General features: G+C 42.4%; 22 protein-coding genes. 21 read left to right on the top strand and 1 reads right to left on the bottom strand.

The features are described from left to right. Positions 1 to 2 precede the first annotated feature (2 nt). From ACQ93I_RS09465 to ACQ93I_RS09430, 8 genes are all read left to right on the top strand, one after another. Positions 3 to 632, top strand: a complete 630-nt coding sequence (locus tag ACQ93I_RS09465) for a phosphoadenosine phosphosulfate reductase family protein (protein WP_431698289.1) — start codon at positions 3 to 5, stop codon at positions 630 to 632. A gap of 30 nt (positions 633 to 662) precedes the next feature. Next, on the top strand, positions 663 to 2756 hold the full coding sequence (locus ACQ93I_RS09460; protein WP_431698288.1) for a HEPN domain-containing protein: 2094 nt from the start codon (positions 663 to 665) through the stop codon (positions 2754 to 2756). Beyond that, entirely contained in the window at positions 2722 to 3534 is an 813-nt protein-coding gene (cobA, locus tag ACQ93I_RS09455) for a uroporphyrinogen-III C-methyltransferase (RefSeq protein WP_431698287.1), read from the top strand. Before ACQ93I_RS09460 ends, cobA begins: the two co-directional genes overlap by 35 nt. 12 nt (positions 3535 to 3546) lie before the next feature. After that, complete coding sequence (locus tag ACQ93I_RS09450; RefSeq protein ID WP_431698286.1) at positions 3547 to 4140, top strand: precorrin-2 dehydrogenase/sirohydrochlorin ferrochelatase family protein; 594 nt, start codon at positions 3547 to 3549, stop codon at positions 4138 to 4140. Further along, on the top strand, positions 4133 to 5194 hold the full coding sequence (locus tag ACQ93I_RS09445; protein WP_431698285.1) for an NAD(P)/FAD-dependent oxidoreductase: 1062 nt from the start codon (positions 4133 to 4135) through the stop codon (positions 5192 to 5194). The genes ACQ93I_RS09450 and ACQ93I_RS09445 overlap by 8 nt, the downstream gene beginning before the upstream one ends. A gap of 206 nt (positions 5195 to 5400) precedes the next feature. Next, complete coding sequence (locus ACQ93I_RS09440) at positions 5401 to 5826, top strand: OsmC family protein (RefSeq protein WP_431698284.1); 426 nt, start codon at positions 5401 to 5403, stop codon at positions 5824 to 5826. Between the two features lie 18 nt (positions 5827 to 5844). Next, complete coding sequence (locus ACQ93I_RS09435; protein ID WP_431698283.1) at positions 5845 to 6933, top strand: acyloxyacyl hydrolase; 1089 nt, start codon at positions 5845 to 5847, stop codon at positions 6931 to 6933. Beyond that, positions 6930 to 7700, top strand: coding sequence for a head GIN domain-containing protein (locus ACQ93I_RS09430; RefSeq protein WP_431698282.1), 771 nt, complete (start codon positions 6930 to 6932; stop codon positions 7698 to 7700). The genes ACQ93I_RS09435 and ACQ93I_RS09430 overlap by 4 nt, the downstream gene beginning before the upstream one ends. A gap of 167 nt (positions 7701 to 7867) precedes the next feature. On the opposite strand, the gene gldA is transcribed toward ACQ93I_RS09430, so the two are convergent. Further along, complete coding sequence (gene gldA / locus ACQ93I_RS09425; RefSeq protein WP_431698281.1) at positions 7868 to 8767, bottom strand: gliding motility-associated ABC transporter ATP-binding subunit GldA; 900 nt, start codon at positions 8765 to 8767, stop codon at positions 7868 to 7870. Positions 8768 to 9072: 305 nt separating this feature from the next. On the opposite strand from gldA, the gene ACQ93I_RS09420 reads away from it, so the two are divergent. The 13 genes from ACQ93I_RS09420 (at position 9073) to ACQ93I_RS09360 (ending at position 22763) form a co-directional block, all read left to right on the top strand. Further along, positions 9073 to 9900 (top strand): prephenate dehydratase, encoded by an 828-nt coding sequence (locus tag ACQ93I_RS09420; protein ID WP_431698280.1) that lies wholly within the window; start codon positions 9073 to 9075, stop codon positions 9898 to 9900. Further along, positions 9897 to 11045, top strand: a complete 1149-nt coding sequence (locus tag ACQ93I_RS09415; RefSeq protein WP_431698279.1) for a pyridoxal phosphate-dependent aminotransferase — start codon at positions 9897 to 9899, stop codon at positions 11043 to 11045. The genes ACQ93I_RS09420 and ACQ93I_RS09415 overlap by 4 nt, the downstream gene beginning before the upstream one ends. Next, positions 11042 to 11890, top strand: a complete 849-nt coding sequence (locus ACQ93I_RS09410) for a prephenate dehydrogenase (protein WP_431698278.1) — start codon at positions 11042 to 11044, stop codon at positions 11888 to 11890. The genes ACQ93I_RS09415 and ACQ93I_RS09410 overlap by 4 nt, the downstream gene beginning before the upstream one ends. Before the next feature lie 7 nt (positions 11891 to 11897). Continuing rightward, the gene (locus ACQ93I_RS09405; protein WP_431698277.1) at positions 11898 to 12980 is read left to right on the top strand and encodes a chorismate mutase; all 1083 of its coding nucleotides are present in this window, start codon (positions 11898 to 11900) and stop codon (positions 12978 to 12980) included. Positions 12981 to 13139: 159 nt separating this feature from the next. Continuing rightward, positions 13140 to 14096, top strand: a complete 957-nt coding sequence (gene rsgA, locus ACQ93I_RS09400) for a ribosome small subunit-dependent GTPase A (protein ID WP_431698276.1) — start codon at positions 13140 to 13142, stop codon at positions 14094 to 14096. After that, complete coding sequence (gene dtd, locus ACQ93I_RS09395; protein ID WP_431698275.1) at positions 14093 to 14545, top strand: D-aminoacyl-tRNA deacylase; 453 nt, start codon at positions 14093 to 14095, stop codon at positions 14543 to 14545. Before rsgA ends, dtd begins: the two co-directional genes overlap by 4 nt. Positions 14546 to 14554: 9 nt before the next feature. Further along, positions 14555 to 14881, top strand: a complete 327-nt coding sequence (locus ACQ93I_RS09390) for a nucleotide pyrophosphohydrolase (protein WP_431698274.1) — start codon at positions 14555 to 14557, stop codon at positions 14879 to 14881. Continuing rightward, positions 14882 to 15142 carry a hypothetical protein gene (locus ACQ93I_RS09385; protein WP_431698273.1) on the top strand — a complete coding sequence of 87 codons (261 nt, stop codon included), beginning with the start codon at positions 14882 to 14884 and terminating at the stop codon, positions 15140 to 15142. A 3-nt stretch (positions 15143 to 15145) separates the two neighbouring features. Then, positions 15146 to 16378, top strand: a complete 1233-nt coding sequence (locus ACQ93I_RS09380; protein ID WP_431698272.1) for a 3-phosphoshikimate 1-carboxyvinyltransferase — start codon at positions 15146 to 15148, stop codon at positions 16376 to 16378. A gap of 130 nt (positions 16379 to 16508) precedes the next feature. Further along, positions 16509 to 17558 (top strand): tRNA preQ1(34) S-adenosylmethionine ribosyltransferase-isomerase QueA, encoded by a 1050-nt coding sequence (gene queA, locus ACQ93I_RS09375; protein ID WP_431698331.1) that lies wholly within the window; start codon positions 16509 to 16511, stop codon positions 17556 to 17558. 189 nt (positions 17559 to 17747) lie between these two features. Beyond that, positions 17748 to 18803 carry a 23S rRNA (adenine(2503)-C(2))-methyltransferase RlmN gene (gene rlmN, locus ACQ93I_RS09370; RefSeq protein ID WP_431698271.1) on the top strand — a complete coding sequence of 352 codons (1056 nt, stop codon included), beginning with the start codon at positions 17748 to 17750 and terminating at the stop codon, positions 18801 to 18803. A 66-nt stretch (positions 18804 to 18869) separates the two neighbouring features. Then, complete coding sequence (locus ACQ93I_RS09365) at positions 18870 to 19847, top strand: polyprenyl synthetase family protein (protein ID WP_431698270.1); 978 nt, start codon at positions 18870 to 18872, stop codon at positions 19845 to 19847. 171 nt (positions 19848 to 20018) lie between these two features. Then, a complete protein-coding gene (locus ACQ93I_RS09360) occupies positions 20019 to 22763 on the top strand; it encodes a LuxR C-terminal-related transcriptional regulator (protein ID WP_431698269.1) in 2745 nt (914 codons plus the stop codon). Positions 22764 to 22923: the final 160 nt, after the last annotated feature.

Raw genomic sequence — 22923 nt, 5'->3', positions numbered from 1 at the left:
ATATGAAAAAATTTACACAAGACGAGCTTGATACTTTCAACAGGCACCTGCAGGGAATTCCTCCCGCAGAAGTCATACAATGGGTGATTGATAATTGTAACCGGCCGGTGGTTACCACCAACTTCAGGCCTTATGAAGCAGCGATCCTGCACGCCTGCGCAGATATCCTGCCCACTATCAAAGTAATTTGGTGTGATACAGGATATAACACCCCGCAAACCTACAGGCATGCCAAAGAAGTGATTGACCAGCTGGATCTCAATGTGAAACTGTATATGCCTCTCCAGACAGCCGCTTACCGGGATGCGCTTTTTGGAGGCATTCCACAGATCGACAATCCAGATCATGAAGAATTTACCCGACAGGTAAAACTGGAGCCTTTCCAACGGGCTATGAGTGAACAGGAGCCAGATGTGTGGTTCACCAATCTGCGCAGGGGGCAAACAGCGTTTAGAGACAGCATAGGCATTTTGAGCTACAGTAAGGATGGGATATTAAAGGTGAGTCCATTTTACCATTGGAGTGACGAAAAACTGGACAAATACCTGGCTGGAAATAACCTGCCCAACGAATTCAAATATTTTGACCCAACGAAGGTGCTAACAAACCGGGAATGTGGATTACACGCTTAACCGCCTGATACAATTTTTAAAAAACACAAGATGCAAAGTTTTAGAACCGAAATAGAAAATCCCATTGTACAACAGGACATCATTGATCTTGAAAAAAAGATCAGGTTGTTTAGGGAAGGAAAGGCAGATGAGGAAAAGTTCAGGAGTCTCAGGCTGGCGCGTGGGGTCTATGGGCAGCGGCAGGCAGGAGTACAAATGGTGCGTATAAAATTGCCTTTTGGGAAGGTTACTTCTCAGCAGCTACACAGGATAGCCGATGTTTCAGATGAATATTCTACCGGGAGATTACACATTACTACCCGGCAGGATATACAAATACATCATGTAAGCCTGGATCGCACTCCGCAGCTGTGGGCGCAGCTTGAAAGAGACGATATCACCCTTAGGGAAGCCTGCGGGAATACCGTGCGCAACATTACCGCTTCTCCCACCGCAGGGATTGACGTCAACGAACCTTTTGATGTTTCTCCATATGCACATGCGGCCTTTGCTTTTTTCCTGCGGAATCCCATCTGCCAGGAAATGGGAAGAAAGTTTAAAATTTCTTTTTCAGCTTCCGATGAAGATACAGCCCTGAGTTACATTCATGACCTTGGCTTTATCGCTAAAATTAAAGACGGTAAACGCGGATTCAAAGTGATGCTGGGCGGTGGACTAGGTTCCCAACCGCGGCATGCAGATGAACTTTTTGACTTTCTGGAGGCAGAGAAGATCATTCCGCTAATTGAAGGGGTACTAAGAGTTTTCGATCGCCACGGGGAGCGTGCCAAAAGGATGAAGGCAAGAATGAAATATCTTATAAAGGATATTGGAAAGGATGCTTTTATGGAACTTGTTGAAGAACAGCAGACGGCAATCTCAAAAGAAGCTGTGACTTTCGATCTTGATGCCTTTAATAATGAACCTGTCCTCCCAAAAGTTGAAATTCCGGGAGTAATTATTGAAGACCTCAAAGCATATGAAGAGTGGAAAAATACTAATGTGATCGCACAAAAGCAGCAGGGTTTATATGCTATAGGCGTGAGAGTGCCGCTTGGAGATTTTTACACCGGTGCTGCAAGAAAACTTGCCGATCTTATTAAAGATTACGCAGGTAATGAACTGAGATTTACGCTAAGACAGGATATTTTAATTCGTCATGTACGGGAGGAGCTGCTGCCTTTTTTCTACACCAGTCTAAAAGAAATGGGACTCGCTGAAGCAGGATACAATAAAACCGTAGACATCACCGCCTGCCCGGGAACAGATACCTGTAATCTCGGAATTGCCAGTAGCACCGGAATAGCCGATGTGCTGGAGGATGTGCTAAAAGAAGAATATCCGCAGTTAGTGAATGGCCGTGATATTACTATTAAGATCAGTGGATGTATGAATGCCTGCGGGCAGCACAATATGGCCGAAATAGGCTTCCAGGGCATGTCAATTAAAGTCGGGAAAGCTGTAGCCCCGGCCCTGCAGGTACTGCTCGGAGGCGGTACCCTTGGAAACGGGGAAGGCAGGTTTGCAGACAAAGTGATAAAAGTACCGAGCAAACGTGGACCTGAGGCATTGCGATTGCTGCTGAATGATTTTGAAACGAATGCTACCGCCGATGAAAAATTCGTGAATTATTATGACCGGCAGGGTAAGACCTATTTTTATGATCTGCTTAAAGAGCTGTCTGATACCAGTACGATCTCACCTGAAGATTTTGTAGACTGGGGTCACACTCAGCCTTACATCCAGGCAGTGGGAGTAGGGGAATGTGCCGGAGTGGTAATCGACCTTATCGCTACTTTATTATTCGAAAGTGAGGAAAAAATAGACAATGCAAAAAGTGCTTTTGAAAGAAAGGTCTGGTCAGACAGTATTTACCATTCCTATTCTTCTCTGGTGAATTCTGCAAAGGCTTTGTTATTATCAGAGAATCAGTCGGCTAATACTCAGGCAGGGATCATCGCACAATTTGATGAATTTTTTGTGGAGACTGGAAAAATTGAGCTTTCAACTTCCTTTAAAGATTTTGTTTATCAAATGAATGAGCAGGAACCCACAGAAGAATTTGCAAAAAAATATTTAGAAGACGCGCAGCTATTCCTTAAGCGGGTAGATGCCTATAGAACAAAGGAGGTACAAAATGTTTAATGTAGCGAAATTAAGTGTAGTAGGAGCAGGGCCGGGAGATCCCGAATTGATAACTATTAAAGCTGTTAACACGTTAAAGACAGCTAATGTGGTGTTGTACGATGCCCTTATTAATAGAGAATTACTGGATTATGCACCCCAGGCAGAACATGTTTTTGTGGGAAAAAGGAACGGAAGTCACCACTATTCTCAGGATGGAATTAATGATCTGATAGTGAAATATGCCCGGGAGCGTGGCCATGTTGTCCGGCTAAAAGGCGGTGATCCTTTCATCTTTGGACGCGGATCTGAAGAAATTGATCATGCCCGAAGCAAAGGTCTGGAAACAGCAGTGGTTTCCGGAGTTACTTCATCTATTTCAGTACCGGCCAATCTGGGAATTCCCTTGACGAAACGAGGAATTTCAGAAAGCTTTTGGGTGATCACAGGAACAACTACTCAGCGAAAACTTTCAGAAGATGTCCGCCTGGCAGCTCAATCTACAGCAACCGTAGTTATTCTTATGGGAATGGGAAAGTTAAACGAGATCGTGGATATTTTCACTCACTTCGGAAAAGAAGATACTCCGGTAGGGATCATTCAGAATGGTACTACCGTGAATGAAAGATCAGGTTTCGGCAGCATCAAAAATATCGAACAAGTGGTTTCTGATAAAAAGCTCTCTTCTCCAGCAATTATTGTCATTGGAGAGGTAGTAAATGAAAGAACCTCTTTGAAAGCCGTTCTTGAAAATGTTATTGAAGAGAAGCAATATATAAATTCCTCTATTGGGAACTAGGGGCTGGGTATTATGGAAGAAAGAAACGAATTATACCCGGTGTTTTTGAAGGTAAACAAATTGAATATTCTCATTGTTGGCGGCGGAAATGTGGGTCATGAAAAGCTTCATTTTCTACTGAAGTCCAGTCCCAATGCCAATGTTGAGGTGGTTGCAAAAGAGTTCCTTCCGGAAACTGAAGCTTTGGCCAAAAAACATGGTTTAAAGATCACCAAAAGCAGGTATAAAAAGAAACAGCTTAAAAAGCGGCACGTTGTAATTGCCGCAACAAACGACGAAAAGCTGAACAAGCGTATCTATACCCATGCGAAAAACAGGTATTTACTGGCCAATATTGCAGATACCCCCGATTTGTGTGATTTCTATATGGGCGGAATTGTCAATAAAGGCCACGTGAAGATCGCCATTTCCACTAACGGAAAATCTCCCACAACAGCCAAGCGGCTACGGCAGTTTTTTGAAGAGGTGATCCCCGAAAATATCAACCAAATGGTTGAGAACCTCAATGAATACCGCTCGACCATCAAAGGAGATTTTGATGAGAAAGTGAACCAGATGAACAAAATAACCGAATCCTTAAAAGCAAAAAACGCAAGTAATGATTAAGACAGATATCCTGATAATAGGAGCCGGACCCACCGGATTGTTTACCGTTTTCGAAGCGGGCCTTTTAAAGCTAAAAACACATTTAATAGATGCTTTGCCACAGCCCGGCGGGCAGTGCTCAGAAATTTATCCAAAGAAGCCTATTTACGATATTCCGGCTTTTCCTGAGATTCTTGCCGGCGATCTCGTGAACAACCTCATGGAGCAGATCAAACCCTTTAGTCCGGGATTCACCCTTGGGGAAAGGGCCGAAACTATTGAAAAGCTTGAGGATGATACCTTTGTGGTGACTACAAATAAAGGAACACAACACAACGCTCCGGTAGTCGCTATTGCCGGTGGCCTTGGTTCTTTTGAACCCCGTAAGCCGCCAATTCCAAATATTTCTGATTTTGAGGATAGAGGGGTGGCCTATTTTATAAAAGATCCTGAAGTATATCGCGACAAGCGGGTGGTCATTGCCGGGGGAGGAGATTCAGCTTTGGACTGGGCGATTTACCTGGCAGATGTTGCTGCTGAAGTAGCTCTTGTTCACAGGAGAAATGAATTCAGAGGAGCATTAGATTCAGTAGAACGTCTTTCTGAACTTGCTAAACTGGGAAAAGTGGAATTAATTACCAATGCTGAAGTTGTAGGACTCAGAGGACAAGGAGATCTGGAACAGGTAGTAATAAGGCATAATGATACCGCCCGTGGGGAGGAGCTTAAGCCTGTAGATCATTTTATCCCGTTATTCGGACTTTCTCCAAAGCTGGGACCTATGGCGAACTGGGGCCTGGAAATAGAGAAAAATGCCATTAAGGTGGATAATTCCTATGATTACCAGACCAATATTCCGGGGATCTATGCAATTGGAGATGTCAATACCTATAAAGGAAAGCTGAAGCTGATCCTCTCTGGATTCCACGAAGCGGCAATCATGTGCCAGAGTGCCTATCAGCGCATCAATCCCAACAAGAAATATGTCCTAAAATATACCACTGTTGGTGGCGTACAGGGCTTCGACGGCACCAAAAAAGAAGCCAAGCGGGAAGTGGTACAAAGTATTGGATAGATCTGGTTCTAAATATTTTTTCTTAGATCATCTTAAATACTCATTGAGCTCCCTTCCCTCCGGGAAGGGCGGGGGATGGGATGAAGGGCGGGATGTAGAGCATTGTTCAGAAATTTCTCCAGGAAACACCATTTTTCACCCTTCCCTTTGGGAAGGGCCGGGGATGGGAATAGTTTTTTCCTAACTTTGCGCAAATTCCAACAACAATGAAGATCCATCTTAAAAGACTAAACGAGAATTACCATTTTGAAACCAAAAATGAACGAGGGGATGTAGTACATCTCGACAATAAGAGCGAGACAAATCCGCAGGGCGCAAGTCCCATGGAATTGCTGCTTATGGGTATTGCCGGTTGCAGCAGTATTGATATTGTAATGATCCTTAAAAAGCAGCAACTGGAGATGACCAATCTTGAAATGGATGTGGAAGGATTTAGAGTAGATGGCGCAATTCCCAACGTCTTTAAAAGAATTCATTTAAAGATTTTTATTGACGGAGATATTCCCGAAAATAAAGCAAAAAGAGCAGTGGATCTTTCTTTGGAAAAATATTGCTCCGTGGCTAAAATGCTGGAATCAACAGCCGAGATCACTACAGAAGTTATTCTGAACGGTTCACTGGTCAATAAATAATAGTCGCACCGGCCGCTCATGCGAAAATTATTGCTTCTCGTTTTCCTGTTTGCTGCGAATGCTTTTTCACAGGAGAAGCATTATTCGGTAGAGGCAAATTATTTCTACGGAAGCATCTGGGAGCACAATCCCAATATTTCTCATTTGATCACCGGGCATCCTTATGGGGTGCTCCTGCATTTTAACCGTAAAACCTATGGAGAAGAGGCCTGGGAAAGTCGCTATAACTACCCTAATGTCGGTTTTTCCCTCTCCTACCAGGATCTCAAAAATGAGCATTTAGGAGAGAATTTTGGAGCCTATGCGCATTTAGGATTCTACTTTTTAAATCGCCACCTTTTGCTGAAGGTGGGGCAGGGACTTGCCGTTACTACAAACCCATATCACCCCGACAATAACTACCGGAATAATGCCTACGGCTCCCGACTCCTTAGCTCCACGATCTTCACAGGTAACCTGCAGTTTGAAAATCTGATTGGCGGCCTGGGTTTTCAAGCCGGCCTCTCGCTCATCCATTATTCCAATGCCGATTTCAAATCGCCAAACAGTTCAACCAATACGCTGGCTCTAAGTGCAGGATTGAATTACGACTTCAACCATGAGGCTCAAAGAGAGTTTATTCCTAAGGATCCAAAAATGCCATTTTCGGCACCCTTTCGGTACAACTTTGTTATGCGCAGCGGAGTAAATACCACCGGAGTGATTGGTTCAGAATCATATCCTTTTTTAACCCTTTCAGCTTATGCAGATAAGGCATTGAATCACAAAAGTACTTTGCAGGCGGGAGCAGAACTATTCCTTTCCCGGGCCATGGAGGAATATATTTATTATTATTCCGTGGCTTTTCCCCTGGTTGGCACTACGGGTGAGGAAGATGCAAAGAGGGTGGGGATTTTTGCAGGGCACCAGCTCACTTTTAGAAAACTTTCCCTCATTACTCACCTGGGTTATTATGTGTACTATCCTTACGATAATTATGTGGACCGGGTTTATAACAGGATAGGCCTGCAAAGAGAGATCTGGAATGACCTCTTTGGTTCTGTAACAGTCCGCTCTCACGGGGCAAATGCCGAAGCAGTTGAATTCTCAATAGGATACAGGCTATGAAATTACTGCTGAAAAAATATCTCCTGATTTTACCATTTTTGAGCCTGATGTTTTTTGTGGCTTGTGACACCGAAGATGCTCCCGATTGTTTCCAGATCGCCGGAAACATGATCACAAAAGAATTTCAGGTTGAGCCTTTCGAGGAGCTTATTGTGTTTGAAGGAATTGATCTCTTTATTGAGCAGGGCGCAGAGCATATAGTCCTCGTCAAAACCGGTGAAAACCTGATGAAAGAAATTTCAGCTGAAGTGGTTGACGGCAGACTCATCCTGCGGAATGACAACGGCTGCAATTTTGTGAGGGATTACAATCTCACCTCTATCCATGTTACCGTTCCAAATCTTACCTGGCTGCAAAATTCCGGAAACCGGGTGATCAAAAGTGTAGGAGAACTAAATTTTCCAAACATCTGGCTCCGCAGCCTTAACCAGGAGCGGGCAAAGGGGGTGTACACGGTGGGAGATTTCGACCTGCACCTGGTGTCAGATTATGTACGGGTAACGGGTGATGATTTCTCCAACTTTTTCCTTCGGGGGGAAACAGAAAATTTGAATCTGTACATCGCCAACGGCGATGGCAGGGTAGAGGCACAGGGATTAAGTGCTGGCACAGTGGAGATTCAGCATAGAGGAACGAATAAATTATTTGTGAATCCGCAGCAGGTGTTGAAAGGAGAAATAAGAAGTACCGGCGATGTAATTTCTGTAAACCGTCCGCCGGTGGTGGAGGTAGAAAGTTTTTATACCGGGAAGTTGATATTTAAATAATATTTGAGGTGGTAACAAACATACGAGGTTTTACAAACCTGTTAGGTTTAGTTGTCGTACTGAACTCGAATCAAACCTGCAAGGTCTTTTTTGAACCTTGTAGGTTTATATCGCAAAAAAAAGACCTACAAGGTTTTGAAAACCTTGCAGGTCAGGTATCAAAAAAACTACTTCTTCAGCGTCAACTCAGAAAACAAATGCTCCAGGTTCTTGTTCTTCCGGTTGAGCTGCAGGGTTTTCAATCCGTTATCATGGGCAAAATCGAAAACGGTGGGACGCATGTCTTTTTCGGTATCGAAGTAAAGTTCATATACGAATCCGCCGGTGTTCCTGAGGTCCATGAGGTGTGGCAGGCGCTGTAGGGCGACTTCTTCAATGCGGTAATCGAACTCCACTTCAATGATCTGTACCTGCTCATCGCGCAGCTCCTCCAATCTTTTATCGGCTACAATTTTTCCGTGGTTAATAATGATCACGCGCTCACAAAGGGCTTCTACTTCACGCATGATGTGGGTGGAGAGAAAGATGGTTTTTTCCTTTCCGGTCTTTTTGATCAGCTCGCGGATCTCTACTAACTGATTCGGGTCGAGTCCTGTGGTGGGTTCGTCAAGGATCAAAACTTCAGGGTCGTGCAAAAGTGCATTTGCAAGACCCACCCGCTGCCGGTAACCTTTTGAAAGCTGCTCGATCTTTTTGTTGGCTTCAGGTAAAAGTCCGGTCTGAATAATCACCTCTTCAATACGGCTTTTTGGTGCCTTATATATGAGGGCGTTAAATTCGAGATATTCACGCACGTACATTTCCGTATAAAGGGAATTGTGCTCGGGTAAGTATCCCGTGCTTCTCTGGGCCTGCAGCATGTCTTGAGCAAGCAGATATCCATTTACGGTAGCTTCGCCCGATGATGGCTGTAAATAACCGGTAAGGATCTTCATGAGTGTAGACTTTCCTGCACCGTTTGGCCCTAAGAAGCCCACAATTTCCCCTTTTTGGATGGAAAAGGAAACTTCATCAAGTGCTTTTTGTTCTCCGTAATATTTAGAGACCTTGTTTACCAGTATTGACATAACAGCTTTTTTTCAAAAGTAAATCATCTTTTTTATAAGGCAGAAAATTTATAAGAAGAATTCAAATGTTGTTAAAATTAACGAAATCGTTCTCGTGATTTTTTCAGAAAAAACCATTCTTTTTTGAAAATATATGCTACATTAGCTTTTCATAAAGAGAAAAATGAACAATTTATTTATCTGGAACGCCTGGTATTACTTTTATTTCTATTTCAGAGATAAGATCGGGAGTGCCGTATAATTAACCAATATTATAACTGAAATCCCGATGTAAGCATCGGGATTTTTTTTTGCCGTAAAAATATATGCAGGAAAAAATAGCCATACAGGGAATAAAAGGATCTTTTCATCACCAGGTCGCCAGGGAATATTTTGGAAAGGAAGTGCCGGTAGACGAGTGCCAGTCGTTTAGAGAAGTGGTTGACAGTTTGTTGACCAATCGGTCAATAAGTGCTGTCATGGCCATTGAAAATTCTACGGCCGGAACCATTCTCCCCAATTACGCTCTTATCGATGATAATAATCTTCAGATAAAAGGCGAGCATTACATTCCAATCTTCATGAACCTCATGGTCCTGCCGGGTCAAAAGATTTCAGATATTAAAAAAGTCTGTTCTCACCCAATGGCTTTACTGCAATGCCAAACCTTCTTCAAAGATCATCCCCATATGGAACTCATTGAAGATACAGATACTGCAGATGTAGCAAAAAGAATTAGGGAACAAAATCTCAAAGGAGTTGCGGCTGTTGCCAGCAAGGCGGCGGCAGAGCTTTTTGACCTGGAGATTCTTGGAGAAGGAATCCAGACTATGAAGAGTAACTCCACCCGTTTTCTTGTACTTTCCTCAAAGAATGCAGCCCCTGTAGTGACCGGTGCAAACAAGGCGTCCCTGAAATTTGTTCTTGAGAATAAAAGGGGCAGCCTGGTAAGTGTACTCAACATCCTACGGGATTTTGATCTTGATATGACCAAAATCCAGAGTGTGCCGGTGATAGACGTCCCTTGGAAATATGCTTTTTTTATTGATGTACTGTTTCAGGATGAGGAAGAATTGAAAAAAGTGCTGAGCATACTTTCAGAATTAACTGAAGAATTAAAAGTTTTAGGAATATATAAAAACGGCTTATTATGATCGCACAGGCCAGTAGATTAGACCATGTTGAAGAATACTACTTTTCAACCAAACTGAAGGAGATTAGGATGCTCCAGGATTCGGGACAACCTATTATTAATCTAGGAGTGGGAAGCCCGGACCTGCCGCCACCGCCACAGGTGATGACGGCATTGCACCAGGCCCTTCTCAACCCCGTTGCACATCAATATCAGCCGTATCGTGGGACAAACGACTTCAGAAAAGCTATAGGAGAATTCTATCAGAATTTTTATGGGGTAAATCTAAATACTGAAACTGAGATCCTGCCTTTAATGGGAAGTAAGGAAGGCATCACCCATATTTCCATGGCATTTTTAAATGAAGGAGATGAGGTGCTGGTGCCAAATCCCGGCTATCCAACTTATGCTGCCGTGAGCAGGCTGGTAGGAGCGAGTACTGTTTTGTACGACCTAAGTGAAGAAACTGGATGGTTGCCCAATTTTGCCCAGCTTGAAAAAAGAGACCTGAGTAAAGTAAAGCTCATGTGGGTGAATTACCCCAACATGCCAACTGGGGCGATTGCAAAAAAGGACCTTTTTGAGAAGTTAATTGCCTTCGGAAAAAAGCACAGCATCCTGATTGTAAATGATAATCCATACAGCTTTATCCTCAACGAGGAGCCGGAGAGTATCCTGAAATACTCCAGTGATTTGAAAGGAATAATGGAACTCAATTCCCTTAGTAAAAGCTTTAATATGTCTGGCTGGAGAATTGGTATGCTTTGCGGCAGTGAAAAGAATATAAATTCCGTGCTTAAAGTAAAGACCAATATGGACAGTGGAATGTTCTTTCCGCTGCAGGCTGGGGCAGCAATGGCTTTAAGACTTCCGCAGGAATGGTTTAGAGAGCAGAACAAGGTCTACATGCGGCGGAAAGAAGAAATCCTGAAGCTCGCTACAGCCCTGCAATGCAGTTTTTCTGAAGACCAGACCGGGATGTTTTTGTGGTGCCGTGTGCCTAAAGGCAGTACTTCGGAAGAGTTTGTAGAACATCTGCTAAAACAGTATCACATTTTTGCCGCCCCCGGATTCATTTTTGGGAGTCAGGGAGAAGGATATATCCGGTTTTCTTTATGTGCTTCAGAAGAAAATATCATTAAGGCCTGTAAAAGATTAACGGCATGAAGATCCATATTATAGGTTTAGGTTTAATTGGTGGCTCATTTGCGCTGGGATTAAGGAAAGCTTTTCCAGATTTGGAGATCTCGGGAAGTGACTCCAAAGAGGAGCACCTGCTAAAGGCAAAACAGCTTAAGCTCATTGATCGCCCGGCCGGGCTGGAAGTAGTGCAGGAAGTAGATGTTGTGATCATTGCTGTGCCGGTTGATGTGGCCAGGAAAGTAGCTGTTGAAGTTTTGGATAAAGTGGGGCCAAATACGCTGGTTTTTGATGCGGGTTCCACAAAATCAGGTTTGTGTGAGGCTATAGCTTCTCACCCTAACCGGCGGAATTTTCTTGCAGCCCATCCCATTGCCGGAACAGAATTTTCGGGTCCCGAAGCCGCTATAGATAATCTTTTCCTCAATAAGACTAACATCATTTGTGAGGTCGAAAAAACAGCTTTTAAACTTCAGGAAAGGGCGCTGGAGATATTTCAGAAGCTGGAAATGCGCATCAGGTACATGGATCCAAAATCCCATGACCGGCATATCGCCTATGTTTCTCATCTCTCTCACATAAGCTCCTTCATGCTGGGGAAAACAGTGCTTCAGAAAGAGCAGAACGAAAAAGACATTTTTGACCTGGCAGGCAGTGGATTTGCCTCCACGGTGCGTCTGGCAAAAAGTTCTCCTGCGATGTGGACGCCAATTTTTCAGCAAAATAAGGAGAACATCCTGGAGACCCTAGAAGAATATATCAGCAATCTTTCGAAATTCAAAGAACTGCTTGAAAATGACGATTTTCAGGAGGTTTTTCTGGACATGGAAAGAACAAACCACATAAAAACAATTTTGAACGGAATAAACTAATCATACAATGGAAAACAAGAAAGAACTCAGAACCTGGTTGGACAACTTTGGATTGGACCATCCTCTCGTAATCGCCGGACCATGCAGTGCCGAAACCGAAGAACAGGTGCTTAAAATTGCGCACCAGCTAAAAGACACAGATGCTACCGTATTAAGAGCGGGAATTTGGAAACCAAGAACCCGTCCCGGGAATTTTGAAGGCGTTGGAGCTCTTGGGCTCAAATGGCTGCAAAAAGCAAAGCAGGAAACGGGCATGCTTACCACTACCGAAGTTGCGAGTCCGCACCACGTAGATCTTGCCCTGGAGCATGACATCGATATTCTGTGGATTGGTGCCAGGACTACAGTATCCCCTTTTATTGTTCAGGATATTGCCGATGCGCTCAAGGGAACAGATAAGGTGGTGCTGGTGAAAAACCCGGTAAACCCCGATTTATCTCTGTGGCTGGGAGCGGTTGAAAGGTTCTATTCCTGTGACATTAAAAACCTGGGCGTGATTCACCGCGGATTTTCGGCCTATGAAAAGACAAAATACAGGAACAATCCTGAGTGGCAAATAGCTATTGAGCTTCAGAATAAATTTCCAGATTTGCCGCTAATCCTGGATCCATCGCATATTGCGGGGAGAAGAGACATTATTTTCGATCTTTCTCAAACTGCACTGGACTTAAATTATGACGGATTAATGGTGGAAACACATTTTGATCCCGATAACGCATGGAGTGACGCCAAGCAGCAAATAACACCTGCCACTTTGGTGCAAATCATGAAAGATCTTAAAATTCGGAAAGAAGTTTCTGAAAGTGAAGATTTTCAGAATAAATTAAATAACCTGAGGGCGCAAATTGATGTGGCCGATAATCAATTGATAGAGTTGCTTTCCAAAAGGATGAGAGTTTCTGACGAAATTGGAAGGGTGAAAAAATCTCAGAACGTTTCTGTCCTTCAAACCAAAAGGTGGAATGAGATCCTTGGAAAAATGGTTCTTGAAGGCGAACAGCACGGTCTAAGTGAAGAATTCGTGTTGCGTTTGTTTAAAGCAGTGCATCAGGAATCTATTAATCACCAGGAAAAGATCATGAAACAATAGATTTTGCCGGGCTAAATTATTACTTAGTTCCTGGTTTAAAATTCTAATCTAATTTTTTCTTGTTAATTTGTTGTGGCAAAAAATCTCCTCCAAAAATGCCATTTTTGGATAGTTATTCAGAAGAAAATTTTTGGAGGAGTCATTTTTGAAAAGCACTAAATGAAAGGAACTGTTTACAAATCTACCGGAAGCTGGTACCAGGTGAAAGCCGATGACGGCCGGTTTTTTCAATGTCGTATCAAAGGAAAATTCAGGATCAAAGGTATCAAGAGTACTAATCCTGTTGCGGTGGGAGACCGGGTGGAATTCAAACTGGAAGAAAAATCTGAAGAAGAGCAGAACGGTGTGATTACCGGGATTGAGGAGAGGGAGAATTACATTATTCGTAAATCTGTCAACCTTTCCAAGCAGACCCATATAATCGCCTCTAATATTGATCAGGCTTTCCTGCTGGTCACACTAAACAATCCGCCCACTTTCACCACTTTTATAGATCGCTTTCTGGTCACTGCAGAAGCTTATCACATCAAAGCAATTTTGTTGTTCAACAAGATTGATACTTATAAACCCGAAGAACTTGATGAGGTGAAATACCTGGCGGCCATGTATAGGCAAATTGGCTATGAGTGTATAGGAATTTCGGCCAAAACGGGAAAAAATGTAGAGCAGGTAAAAGAGCTCATGAAGGGTAAAACAAGTATGATCTCGGGCCACAGCGGCACTGGGAAATCTACTTTGATCAATGTCATTGAACCAAAGCTCGATCTAAAAACTACCCAAATTTCTGAACAGCACCGGCAGGGGCAACATACCACCACCTTTGCTGAAATGTTCGATCTCGATTTCGGGGCTCGTATCATTGATACTCCCGGGATAAAAGGCTTTGGCGTGGTAGACATCGAAAAAGAGGAGTTGGGAGATTATTTTCCGGAGTTCTTAGCCCTTAAGCCAGAATGTAAATTTTACAACTGCCTCCACCTTGAGGAACCAAAATGTGCCGTAAAAGATGCCTTGGAAGCCGGAGAGATCCCATGGTCCCGTTATAAAAGTTATCTACAAATTTTAAAAGGCGAAGACGAACAAAACTACCGCTTCGACAATCACCAACCTGAATGAGAACTGTAATTCAAAGAGTTTCTGAAGCATCTGTAACTATTGAGGGTGTCAAAAATGCCGAAATTGGCAAAGGTTTATTGATCCTTATAGGAATAGAGGATGAAGATGACAGTCAGGATATTGCCTGGTTGTGTAAGAAGATAGTGAGCATGCGCATTTTCAATGATGCTAATGATGTAATGAATGATTCGTTACTTGACGTAAATGGCGACGCAATTGTGGTGAGCCAGTTTACGCTTCACGCCAGCACTAAAAAGGGAAACAGGCCCAGCTATATTAAAGCTGCCAAACCCGATGTGGCTATTCCGCTCTATGAAGAATTTGTGTCTGCTTTTGAAAAAGAGCTGGGAAAGAAGATTGGAACCGGAAAATTTGGAGCCGATATGAAAGTGAGCCTTCTTAACGACGGGCCGGTAACTATAATAATTGATTCAAAGAATAAAAGTTAAAATAGCATCATGAACATCGAAAATTCACAGGAAGCTGTAGATGCCTGGATAAAGGATCATGGAGTAAGGTACTTTAACGAGCTTACAAACATGGCCCAACTTACCGAAGAAGTGGGGGAAGTTGCGCGTATCATAGCCCGTAGATATGGAGAGCAGAGTGAAAAGGAGAGTGATAAGGCAAAAGACCTGGGAGAAGAACTGGCCGATGTGGTTTTTGTAGTGCTTTGCCTGGCAAACCAAACCGGGATCAATTTACAGGAGGCTTTTGATAAAAAGCTTGATCTAAAGACCCAACGAGATAAGGACCGTCACAAGAACAACGAAAAACTACAGTAAATGCGCATTTTACAAGACATAAAAAATCCCGATTACTGGGTAAAGGTATTACAACTAGGCACAATCTTCTTTGTGATTTTTGTAGGGCTTTCTCTTATTATCTCTCACTTTAGACAGATTATGGCGGGAGATTTCGCAGCTATTTATCAGGATGAATTCTCCAATGGAAAATGGTTAGAATATTTCCTGATAAAGGCTGTAATAAGTCTGGTATACGCAATGTACATGACGAGCAGGCGTAAAAATTTTAAAAGAGAGTAAATTATGCATCTGCACCTATCTACACAAAACCGCGAACTTTCGGGAAAGATTGCTGTTACCGGTTCCAAAAGTGAATCGAACAGGTTATTGATCCTCCAGGCACTATATCCTAACCTTGAAATTGAAAACTTATCTAATAGTGACGATACCAAAGTACTTCAAAAAGCGCTGAGGACTAAAGATGAGGTAATTGATATTCACCATGCAGGCACTGCGATGCGATTTTTAACAGCATACTTTGTTTCCAAAGAAGGAAGGGAAGTTCTGCTTACGGGAAGCCAGCGCATGCAGGAACGGCCTATAGCGATACTGGTAGATGCCCTTCGGGGATTGGGAGCAGAAATTACTTATGAAAAAAATGAGGGCTTTCCTCCTTTGAGGATTAAAGGGAAAAAACTCCTGGAGAATGAGGTGAAAGTACAGGCCAATATCAGCAGCCAGTATATTTCAGCTTTAATGCTGATAGCACCATCCCTGCCTAAAGGTTTGAAAATCTCTCTTGAAGGGAAAATAACCTCTGTACCGTATATTAAAATGACCCTGCAACTCCTGAAGCAGTGCGGGATCAACGGTTTCTTTGAGAACAATGAAATTTTTATTGAGCCCATTTCCCAAATACCTCAAAAACAAATCGTAGTGGAATCTGACTGGAGTTCGGCTTCCTATTTTTACAGCATGGCTGCGCTTTCAGATTCTTCTGAAATTAATCTTACTTCCTACCGCGAGAACAGTCTGCAGGGAGATCGAAGTACGGCAGATATCTACCAAAAATTAGGCGTCAAAACGACATTTTTGGAAGGTGAGTTAAAGCTGGAGAAGACTGAAGTTGAGCTGCCTGAAATTCTTCAATTAGATTTAGCCAACAGTCCAGATCTTGCGCAAACTGTGGCCGTTACTTGCTTTGGCCTCGGAATTGGAGCTCAGCTCACCGGCCTTCATACCCTTAGGATCAAAGAAACTGACAGGCTTCAGGCATTGAAGAACGAACTTGAAAAACTGGGAGGGCAGGTTGAGATTTCAGAAGATACTTTACGGCTTTCAGCTTCCGAAGAGATAAAACCCAATATTGCGATAGACACATATAATGACCATCGTATGGCGCTCGCATTCGCGCCACTGGCGTTAAAAATTCCGATTGTTATTAATGATGCCGGGGTGGTGAGTAAGTCCTTTCCGGAGTACTGGGAGAATCTTCAGCAGCTAAAGTTTTCCGTAAAAGAATCAGCTAAAGAGTAGAAAATTCTTAAAAGGTCTGGACGTGGGGCCGCGTCAATTAACAGATTTCTTAAATAAACCGCCATTTACTTGACAACCCCTATCCCGAGGTTGTATATTTGCAGCTTCTTAAAATCTATCTTATATGGGAATGAAATTATCGCACTTCAATTTTGACCTTCCACCCGAATTGCTTGCAGAATATCCTGCCGAGAACAGGGATGAAGCCAGATTAATGGTTTTGAACAGGAAAGATCAAACAATTGAGCATAAACAATTTAAGGATCTTATCGATTATTTTGAGCCGCAAGACGTAATGGTGTTAAACAACACCAAGGTTTTTCCTGCCCGTCTTTTTGGTAATAAAGAGAAGACCGGTGCCCGCATTGAAGTGTTTTTGTTGAGAGAATTAAATGCAGAAACCCGTCTATGGGACGTGCTGGTAGATCCTGCCAGGAAGATTAGGATTGGTAATAAACTATATTTTGGTGAGGACGAAAGTCTTGTAGCCGAAGTTATTGATAATACAACTTCTCGCGGAAGAACCCTACGTTTTCTTTACGACGGTTCTTACGAGGAATTCAGAAATAAACTGACAGAACTGGGGGAAACGCCGCTTCCAAAATACATTAAAAGAGAAGTACAGCCCGAAGATAAAGATAGATATCAAACTATCTACGCAAAATCTGAAGGTGCTGTTGCTGCTCCTACTGCCGGTCTTCACTTTTCAAAGCACCTGCTAAAAAGACTGGAGATCAAGGGAATTGATTTCGCTGAAGTTACATTGCACGTTGGTTTAGGAACTTTTAGTCCGGTTGAGGTGGAAGATCTTTCCAAGCACAAAATGGACAGCGAAGAAGCTTATATTGAAGGGCCTGCAGTGAACACCATTAACAAAGCGATCCAGGAAAAACGCAAAGTTTGTGCGGTAGGAACTACGGTAATGCGTTCTTTGGAAAGTTCGGTTTCTTCAAACAGAACCCTAAATGAATTCCAGGGCTGGACAAATAAATTTATTTTTCCTCCTTATGACTTTAGCATTGCTAACTGTATGATCACCAACTTCCATACGCCAAAGTCTACTTTATTGATGATGGTTTCTGCTTTTGCAGGGCATGATTTTATGAAAAAGGCCTATGCTGAAGCTGTGAAAGAAAAGTACAAGTTTTACACTTACGGAGACGCTATGTTGATCCTCTAGTTTAGAGTGTTCAGTGCTCAGTATACAGGGGGCAGTTGCTTCTAAAGAAATATAACCAAACCTCACAGGTTTTTAAAACCTGTGAGGTTTTTCATTTAACAGAATTAAATTGTGGCTAACTTATTGATCCTCAAAAATGACATTTTTGAAAGGTATTATAAATCCCATTTACTTTAGTATTTTTGCAGCGTGAAAGAAAAGAAGAAAGACATACGGGCATTGACCAAAGAACAACTTCAGCAATTCTTTGTTTCCCAGGGAGATAAATCCTTCCGCGGAACTCAGGTTTATGAGTGGCTTTGGGGCAAAGGAGCCCATTCTTTTGAAGATATGACCAATATCTCCAAGGATACGCGTCAAATGCTGAATGAAAACTTCGTCATCAACCATATTCGGGTAGACCAGATGCAGCGAAGCAGTGACGGAACAATCAAAAACGCTGTAAAATTACATGATGATCTCACGGTAGAATCTGTGTTGATCCCTACCCCCTCAAGAACTACTGCTTGTGTTTCTTCGCAGGTAGGCTGTAGCCTGGACTGCAAATTCTGTGCTACGGCAAAGCTGAAGCGCATGCGCAACCTGAACCCTGACGAAATTTATGATCAGGTAATGGCAATAGACAATGAGAGCAGGCTGTATTTTGATAGGCCCCTCTCGAATATTGTTTTCATGGGCATGGGAGAACCGCTCATGAACTATAACAACGTACTAAAGGCCATTGAAATGATCACTTCTCCCGAAGGATTGGGGATGTCACCAAAACGTATTACCGTTTCTACTTCAGGGGTGCCAAAAATGATAAAAAGAATGGCCGATGAGGAAGTGAAATTTAAACTTGCAGTTTCTCTTCATTCCGCCATCGACGAAGTGAGAACTTCTATTATGCCATTTAATGCCACCTTCCCACTTGATGATCTTAGGGAGGCTCTGGAATACTGGTATGCAAAGACCGGAAGCCGTATCACCTACGAATATGTGGTATGGAAAGGGATCAATGACCGTAAAAAAGATGTGGATGCCCTGGTTAGATTCTGCAGGTACGTTCCATGTAAGGTCAACCTTATAGAATATAACGATATTGGAGATGAGACTTTTAAACAGGCTCCTTCAGAAACCACCAATATGTATGTGGATCAACTGGAGAGAAGTGGCATCACCTGTACCGTGCGCCGTTCCCGCGGAAAGGATATAGATGCGGCCTGTGGTCAACTTGCCAACAAATCTAAAGAAGTTACTGTCTAGAGATCCAAAAAGAGCTTTTTTGGAAGGTGCTGAAAAATTATTCTTTTAACTATCTTAGCAGCCCTAATGAAGGTAATTTCTAAAATAAAGCTGCCGGTAGAGAAAGAGATGGAACTTTTTGAAAAGAAGTTCACTCAGGCGATGTCTTCAAAAGTGGCATTGCTAAACCGGATCACGCACTTTATTGTAAACCGAAAGGGCAAACAAATGCGCCCTATGTTCGTTTTTCTCGTGGCCAAAATGGTTGCAGATGGAAAGGTGAACGAACGCACCTACAGGGGGGCTTCGGTAATTGAATTGATCCATACCGCTACTCTTGTTCACGACGATGTAGTAGACGATTCCAACCGCCGTCGTGGCTTTTTTTCCATCAATGCACTTTGGAAGAATAAAATTGCTGTTCTGGTGGGAGATTATCTGCTTTCAAAAGGTCTTTTACTGTCTATAGATAACAATGATTTTGATCTTTTAAAGATCATCTCGGTTGCTGTAAGGGAAATGAGCGAAGGGGAACTGCTACAAATAGAAAAAGCCCGCCGCCTCGATATCACTGAAGAGATTTACTATGAAATCATCCGGCAAAAGACAGCCACCTTAATTGCGGCCTGTTGTAGCCTTGGAGCTGCCTCTGTTCAACCCGATTCTAAAGAGGTAGAAAGAATGAGGCATTTTGGAGAACTTATAGGAATGGCTTTTCAGATAAAAGATGACCTGTTTGATTACGGCAATGAACGTATAGGCAAACCGACAGGGATTGACATTAAGGAGCAAAAAATGACGCTGCCGTTGATACATGTCTTAAATAAGATTTCGGCAAAAGAAAAAGCCTGGGTCATCAACTCGGTGAAAAACCATAATAAGGATGGGAAGCGGGTAAGAGAAGTAATTGACTTTGTAAAAGAAAAGGGAGGTCTTGAATACGCCGTTTCAAAAATGCAGGCATTTCAACAAGAAGCATTGAATATGCTAGAAGAATATCCTCCTTCTCCGTATAAGGATTCTCTTATCCTTATGGTAAACTACGTTATTGAGCGTAAAAAATAATATCCCGGTTTTCTGAAACCTTTTTTAAATTTTTCCATCATTCTTTTTTGTTCAGGTAGAAATGCATCTCCGTTTTTCCAGTGAGATTGGTCTGGCATCCCGAAAGGGAAAAAATCGTACTTTTACACCTTAAAAGTACTTGCACATTACTTGCTCAAATATATTTTTGCTATGAAAATATTTTGCTTCAATGTATTGATAATCATTATTTTATCAATTATATCTACTACAGCACAGGAGCTTTCGCCACCTATACATAACTATTCTTCCTTTAGTTATAAGGCGGCCAGCCAGAATTGGGATATTGCACTTGATGAAAGTGGAGTAATTTATGCCGCAAACAACCAGGGGCTGTTATCTTTTGACGGGCAGCGATGGGAATTATTTGATCTCGAGAACCGTTCGGTTATAAGATCTGTGCTTCCTCATAAAGGAAAGATCTACACAGGTTCTTACCGGGAATTCGGTTACTGGGAACGAGATACCAGGGGTGATATGTGTTATACTTCCCTTATTCCCCTTTTGGGCGAATATGAACTGCAGAGTGAGGAGTTCTGGGAAATTATTGCACATAAAGATGCTATTTACTTCAGGTCTTTTGGAGCAGTTTACCGTTACGAAGATGATAAAATCACTCCTGTGCAAAGAGTGAATGTCAATCAAATGGAGATCTATAAGGACAGGCTTGTGGTGGCGACAGGTGATTCCGGGCTCTTTTACTTAAATAACAGCGGTGAAATGGAGCCGTTGCCCAACCAGGAAGTTCTAAAAGATGGGGTTGTTAGAGAACTTATTGTGCATGGGGATGACTTGTTGATTGGCTTAAAGGACGATATCTTTCTTTTTGATGGTGAGAATATACGAAGGCATGTTGATACAGGACTACAGGAGGAACTTCAGCAGTATGAGCTCAACCATGTATTATCTCTTTCTCCGGTTGAAATTCTAATTGGAACACTTAAAAATGGCATTATTCAGTTTAATGAAGATACCGGTGAAATCTTCTCATATAACAGGCGGAACGGACTCCAGAATAACACTGTTCTTGCCCTTGCCCAGAACAAAGGTAAAATCTGGTTGGGACTTGATAATGGGATTGATGTAGTTGATATATATTCTCCTTTTAGGTTCTTTACCGATGAAAGTGGAGAATTGGGTTCTGTCTATGATCTAAATTTTAAGGAGGACGATCTTTATCTCGCCAGTAATACCGGTGTTTTCAGGATGAATGATGAGAAGATCGAATTATTGGAGGGGGCCGAAGGTCATTCCTGGAATCTTGCGGTTCACGACGGGGTGATGTACAGTAACCATAACAACGGAACTTTTAAAATTGTAAATGACCGTTTTGTGCCTATCGACAGGCGTACAGGAAGTTTCCAAATCTTAAAGAATGGTAACAAAAGATTTCTGATAGGTAGTTATACGGGTATAGATCTTTTTAATGAAACTACCGGCGAAGTGCAGCGCCTTAAGGGAATAGACTTTCCTGTAAAGCAGATGCTGCTAGAGAATACTTCTACCCTGTGGGTGACAGATTCTTATGAAGGTATCTACAGGGTAGGGCTAACTAGTGAAGGCGACAGTATTACTTCAGTAAAGAAAATAAGCACCTCAACCGGAGCAGGGAAGCAGGAAGCTGAACTGTACAGGGTGAATGGGCAAATTGTTGCTTTTACTGGTGGAGAGTGGTACCACTATAATCCTTTTACGCAAAACCTCGAATTATTATCTGAATGGCAAGAATATGAAGGCAAAAGGCTTTTAGGACAGGATGGCAAGTATTTCTGGTTCATGGATTCCGAAAAGAATCTTTTAACCGTCACTAATTTTAAAGATGATAAGATCCTGGTAACGGCAGGGATGTTAAACAAGCGTACCGTAAAGAAAAATGAGCGGCTCATAAAGCTGAACGATTCCATTTACTACATTACCCTTCATGACGGTTTTGCCAGGCTTGATCTTAATGAGTTAAAGGATTTTAGGTCCCGGGAATTTTTGAGTACACCGGTAGTGCAGAAGCTACATGACGGGACTAATTACTATAACCTTAATGTTGTCCCTCATATTCCTTCGAAGCAGGCAAGGGAGGTGACCATTCTTACCGGTTTACCGGTTTCGGATGCTGTGGGAATGGAATACGAACTCGTGGGTAATAATACGGCTGCCGTGCGAGGTGAAGTGCAGGAAGGAAAGATTCAGTTTCAGAATTTACCATACGACCAGTATGAGCTCAGGTTAACAGCCGTGGGATCTCAGCAGAAAGCTTCGGTATTTAGTGCTTTCAGGTTTGTGGTAGATCCTCCATGGTATTTAAAAGATTACATGAAGGTGCTCTACCTCCTGTCTTTGTTGATGCTGGTTGTGCTCATCTACTACATAAATAAGCTGAAACTTCAGCAACATAGAAAGATACTCAAGGTCAAGTATCAAAAGGAGCATGAAGAGAGAATGAATAAGCTTGAAAAGGAGCAGCTCATCAATGAAATAAACATGAAGCGCAAAGAGCTGGCAAATTCTACCGTGATTGCTGCAAAGAAGAATGAAGTTCTTATGCAGATACAGGGGGAATTGAATAAAGACAAAGCAAAATTTTCAAATCAGTACAGGCTCAAGCACATTATGAATAAAATTAATAATGCTGTTCAGAATGATGATGAGTGGAAAGTCTTTGAAACTAATTTTAATGAGCTGCATGAAGATTTCTTTAGAGATCTACTCAGCAAATTCCCAAACCTAAGTAATAGAGATCTTAAACTTTGTGCCTACCTCAAGATGAATCTTACTTCAAAGGAAATCGCACCGTTAATGGGTATAAGTGTGAGAGGAGTTGAAGTACACAGGTACAGGCTGAGAAAGAAAATAAATGTAGATACTTCAGAAAACCTCACGAACTGGTTAATTGCCAACTTTTAGAAGGTTAAGACCCTATAAAAAGCCTTAAAATCACTACATCATTACTACATCAGCCTATAAATTTTTGATTTAAATATTACTTCATGAGGCTCGTAAGCTGCTTAAAAACAGTGCCTTTATGAGTAGTTGGCTTTGATGTAGCATTTGTGTACTATAACGT

This window comes from Salinimicrobium sp. WS361, from assembly GCF_050750585.1.
Taxonomy (GTDB): domain Bacteria; phylum Bacteroidota; class Bacteroidia; order Flavobacteriales; family Flavobacteriaceae; genus Salinimicrobium.
The sequence above is the reverse complement of the archived record's forward strand: the minus strand, read 5'-3'. Positions and strand labels throughout refer to the sequence as shown.

Bases quoted from the DNA above. Each gene is read 5' to 3' on its own strand.
- ACQ93I_RS09465 (WP_431698289.1), top strand. From the start codon at position 3: ATGAAAAAATTTACACAAGACGAGCTTGATACTTTCAACAGGCACCTG.
- ACQ93I_RS09460 (WP_431698288.1), top strand. From the start codon at position 663: ATGCAAAGTTTTAGAACCGAAATAGAAAATCCCATTGTACAACAGGAC.
- cobA (WP_431698287.1), top strand. From the start codon at position 2,722: ATGCCTATAGAACAAAGGAGGTACAAAATGTTTAATGTAGCGAAATTA.
- ACQ93I_RS09450 (WP_431698286.1), top strand. From the start codon at position 3,547: ATGGAAGAAAGAAACGAATTATACCCGGTGTTTTTGAAGGTAAACAAA.
- ACQ93I_RS09445 (WP_431698285.1), top strand. From the start codon at position 4,133: ATGATTAAGACAGATATCCTGATAATAGGAGCCGGACCCACCGGATTG.
- ACQ93I_RS09440 (WP_431698284.1), top strand. From the start codon at position 5,401: ATGAAGATCCATCTTAAAAGACTAAACGAGAATTACCATTTTGAAACC.
- ACQ93I_RS09435 (WP_431698283.1), top strand. From the start codon at position 5,845: ATGCGAAAATTATTGCTTCTCGTTTTCCTGTTTGCTGCGAATGCTTTT.
- ACQ93I_RS09430 (WP_431698282.1), top strand. From the start codon at position 6,930: ATGAAATTACTGCTGAAAAAATATCTCCTGATTTTACCATTTTTGAGC.
- gldA (WP_431698281.1), bottom strand. From the start codon at position 8,767: ATGTCAATACTGGTAAACAAGGTCTCTAAATATTACGGAGAACAAAAA.
- ACQ93I_RS09420 (WP_431698280.1), top strand. From the start codon at position 9,073: ATGCAGGAAAAAATAGCCATACAGGGAATAAAAGGATCTTTTCATCAC.
- ACQ93I_RS09415 (WP_431698279.1), top strand. From the start codon at position 9,897: ATGATCGCACAGGCCAGTAGATTAGACCATGTTGAAGAATACTACTTT.
- ACQ93I_RS09410 (WP_431698278.1), top strand. From the start codon at position 11,042: ATGAAGATCCATATTATAGGTTTAGGTTTAATTGGTGGCTCATTTGCG.
- ACQ93I_RS09405 (WP_431698277.1), top strand. From the start codon at position 11,898: ATGGAAAACAAGAAAGAACTCAGAACCTGGTTGGACAACTTTGGATTG.
- rsgA (WP_431698276.1), top strand. From the start codon at position 13,140: ATGAAAGGAACTGTTTACAAATCTACCGGAAGCTGGTACCAGGTGAAA.
- dtd (WP_431698275.1), top strand. From the start codon at position 14,093: ATGAGAACTGTAATTCAAAGAGTTTCTGAAGCATCTGTAACTATTGAG.
- ACQ93I_RS09390 (WP_431698274.1), top strand. From the start codon at position 14,555: ATGAACATCGAAAATTCACAGGAAGCTGTAGATGCCTGGATAAAGGAT.
- ACQ93I_RS09385 (WP_431698273.1), top strand. From the start codon at position 14,882: ATGCGCATTTTACAAGACATAAAAAATCCCGATTACTGGGTAAAGGTA.
- ACQ93I_RS09380 (WP_431698272.1), top strand. From the start codon at position 15,146: ATGCATCTGCACCTATCTACACAAAACCGCGAACTTTCGGGAAAGATT.
- queA (WP_431698331.1), top strand. From the start codon at position 16,509: ATGAAATTATCGCACTTCAATTTTGACCTTCCACCCGAATTGCTTGCA.
- ACQ93I_RS09365 (WP_431698270.1), top strand. From the start codon at position 18,870: ATGAAGGTAATTTCTAAAATAAAGCTGCCGGTAGAGAAAGAGATGGAA.
- ACQ93I_RS09360 (WP_431698269.1), top strand. From the start codon at position 20,019: ATGAAAATATTTTGCTTCAATGTATTGATAATCATTATTTTATCAATT.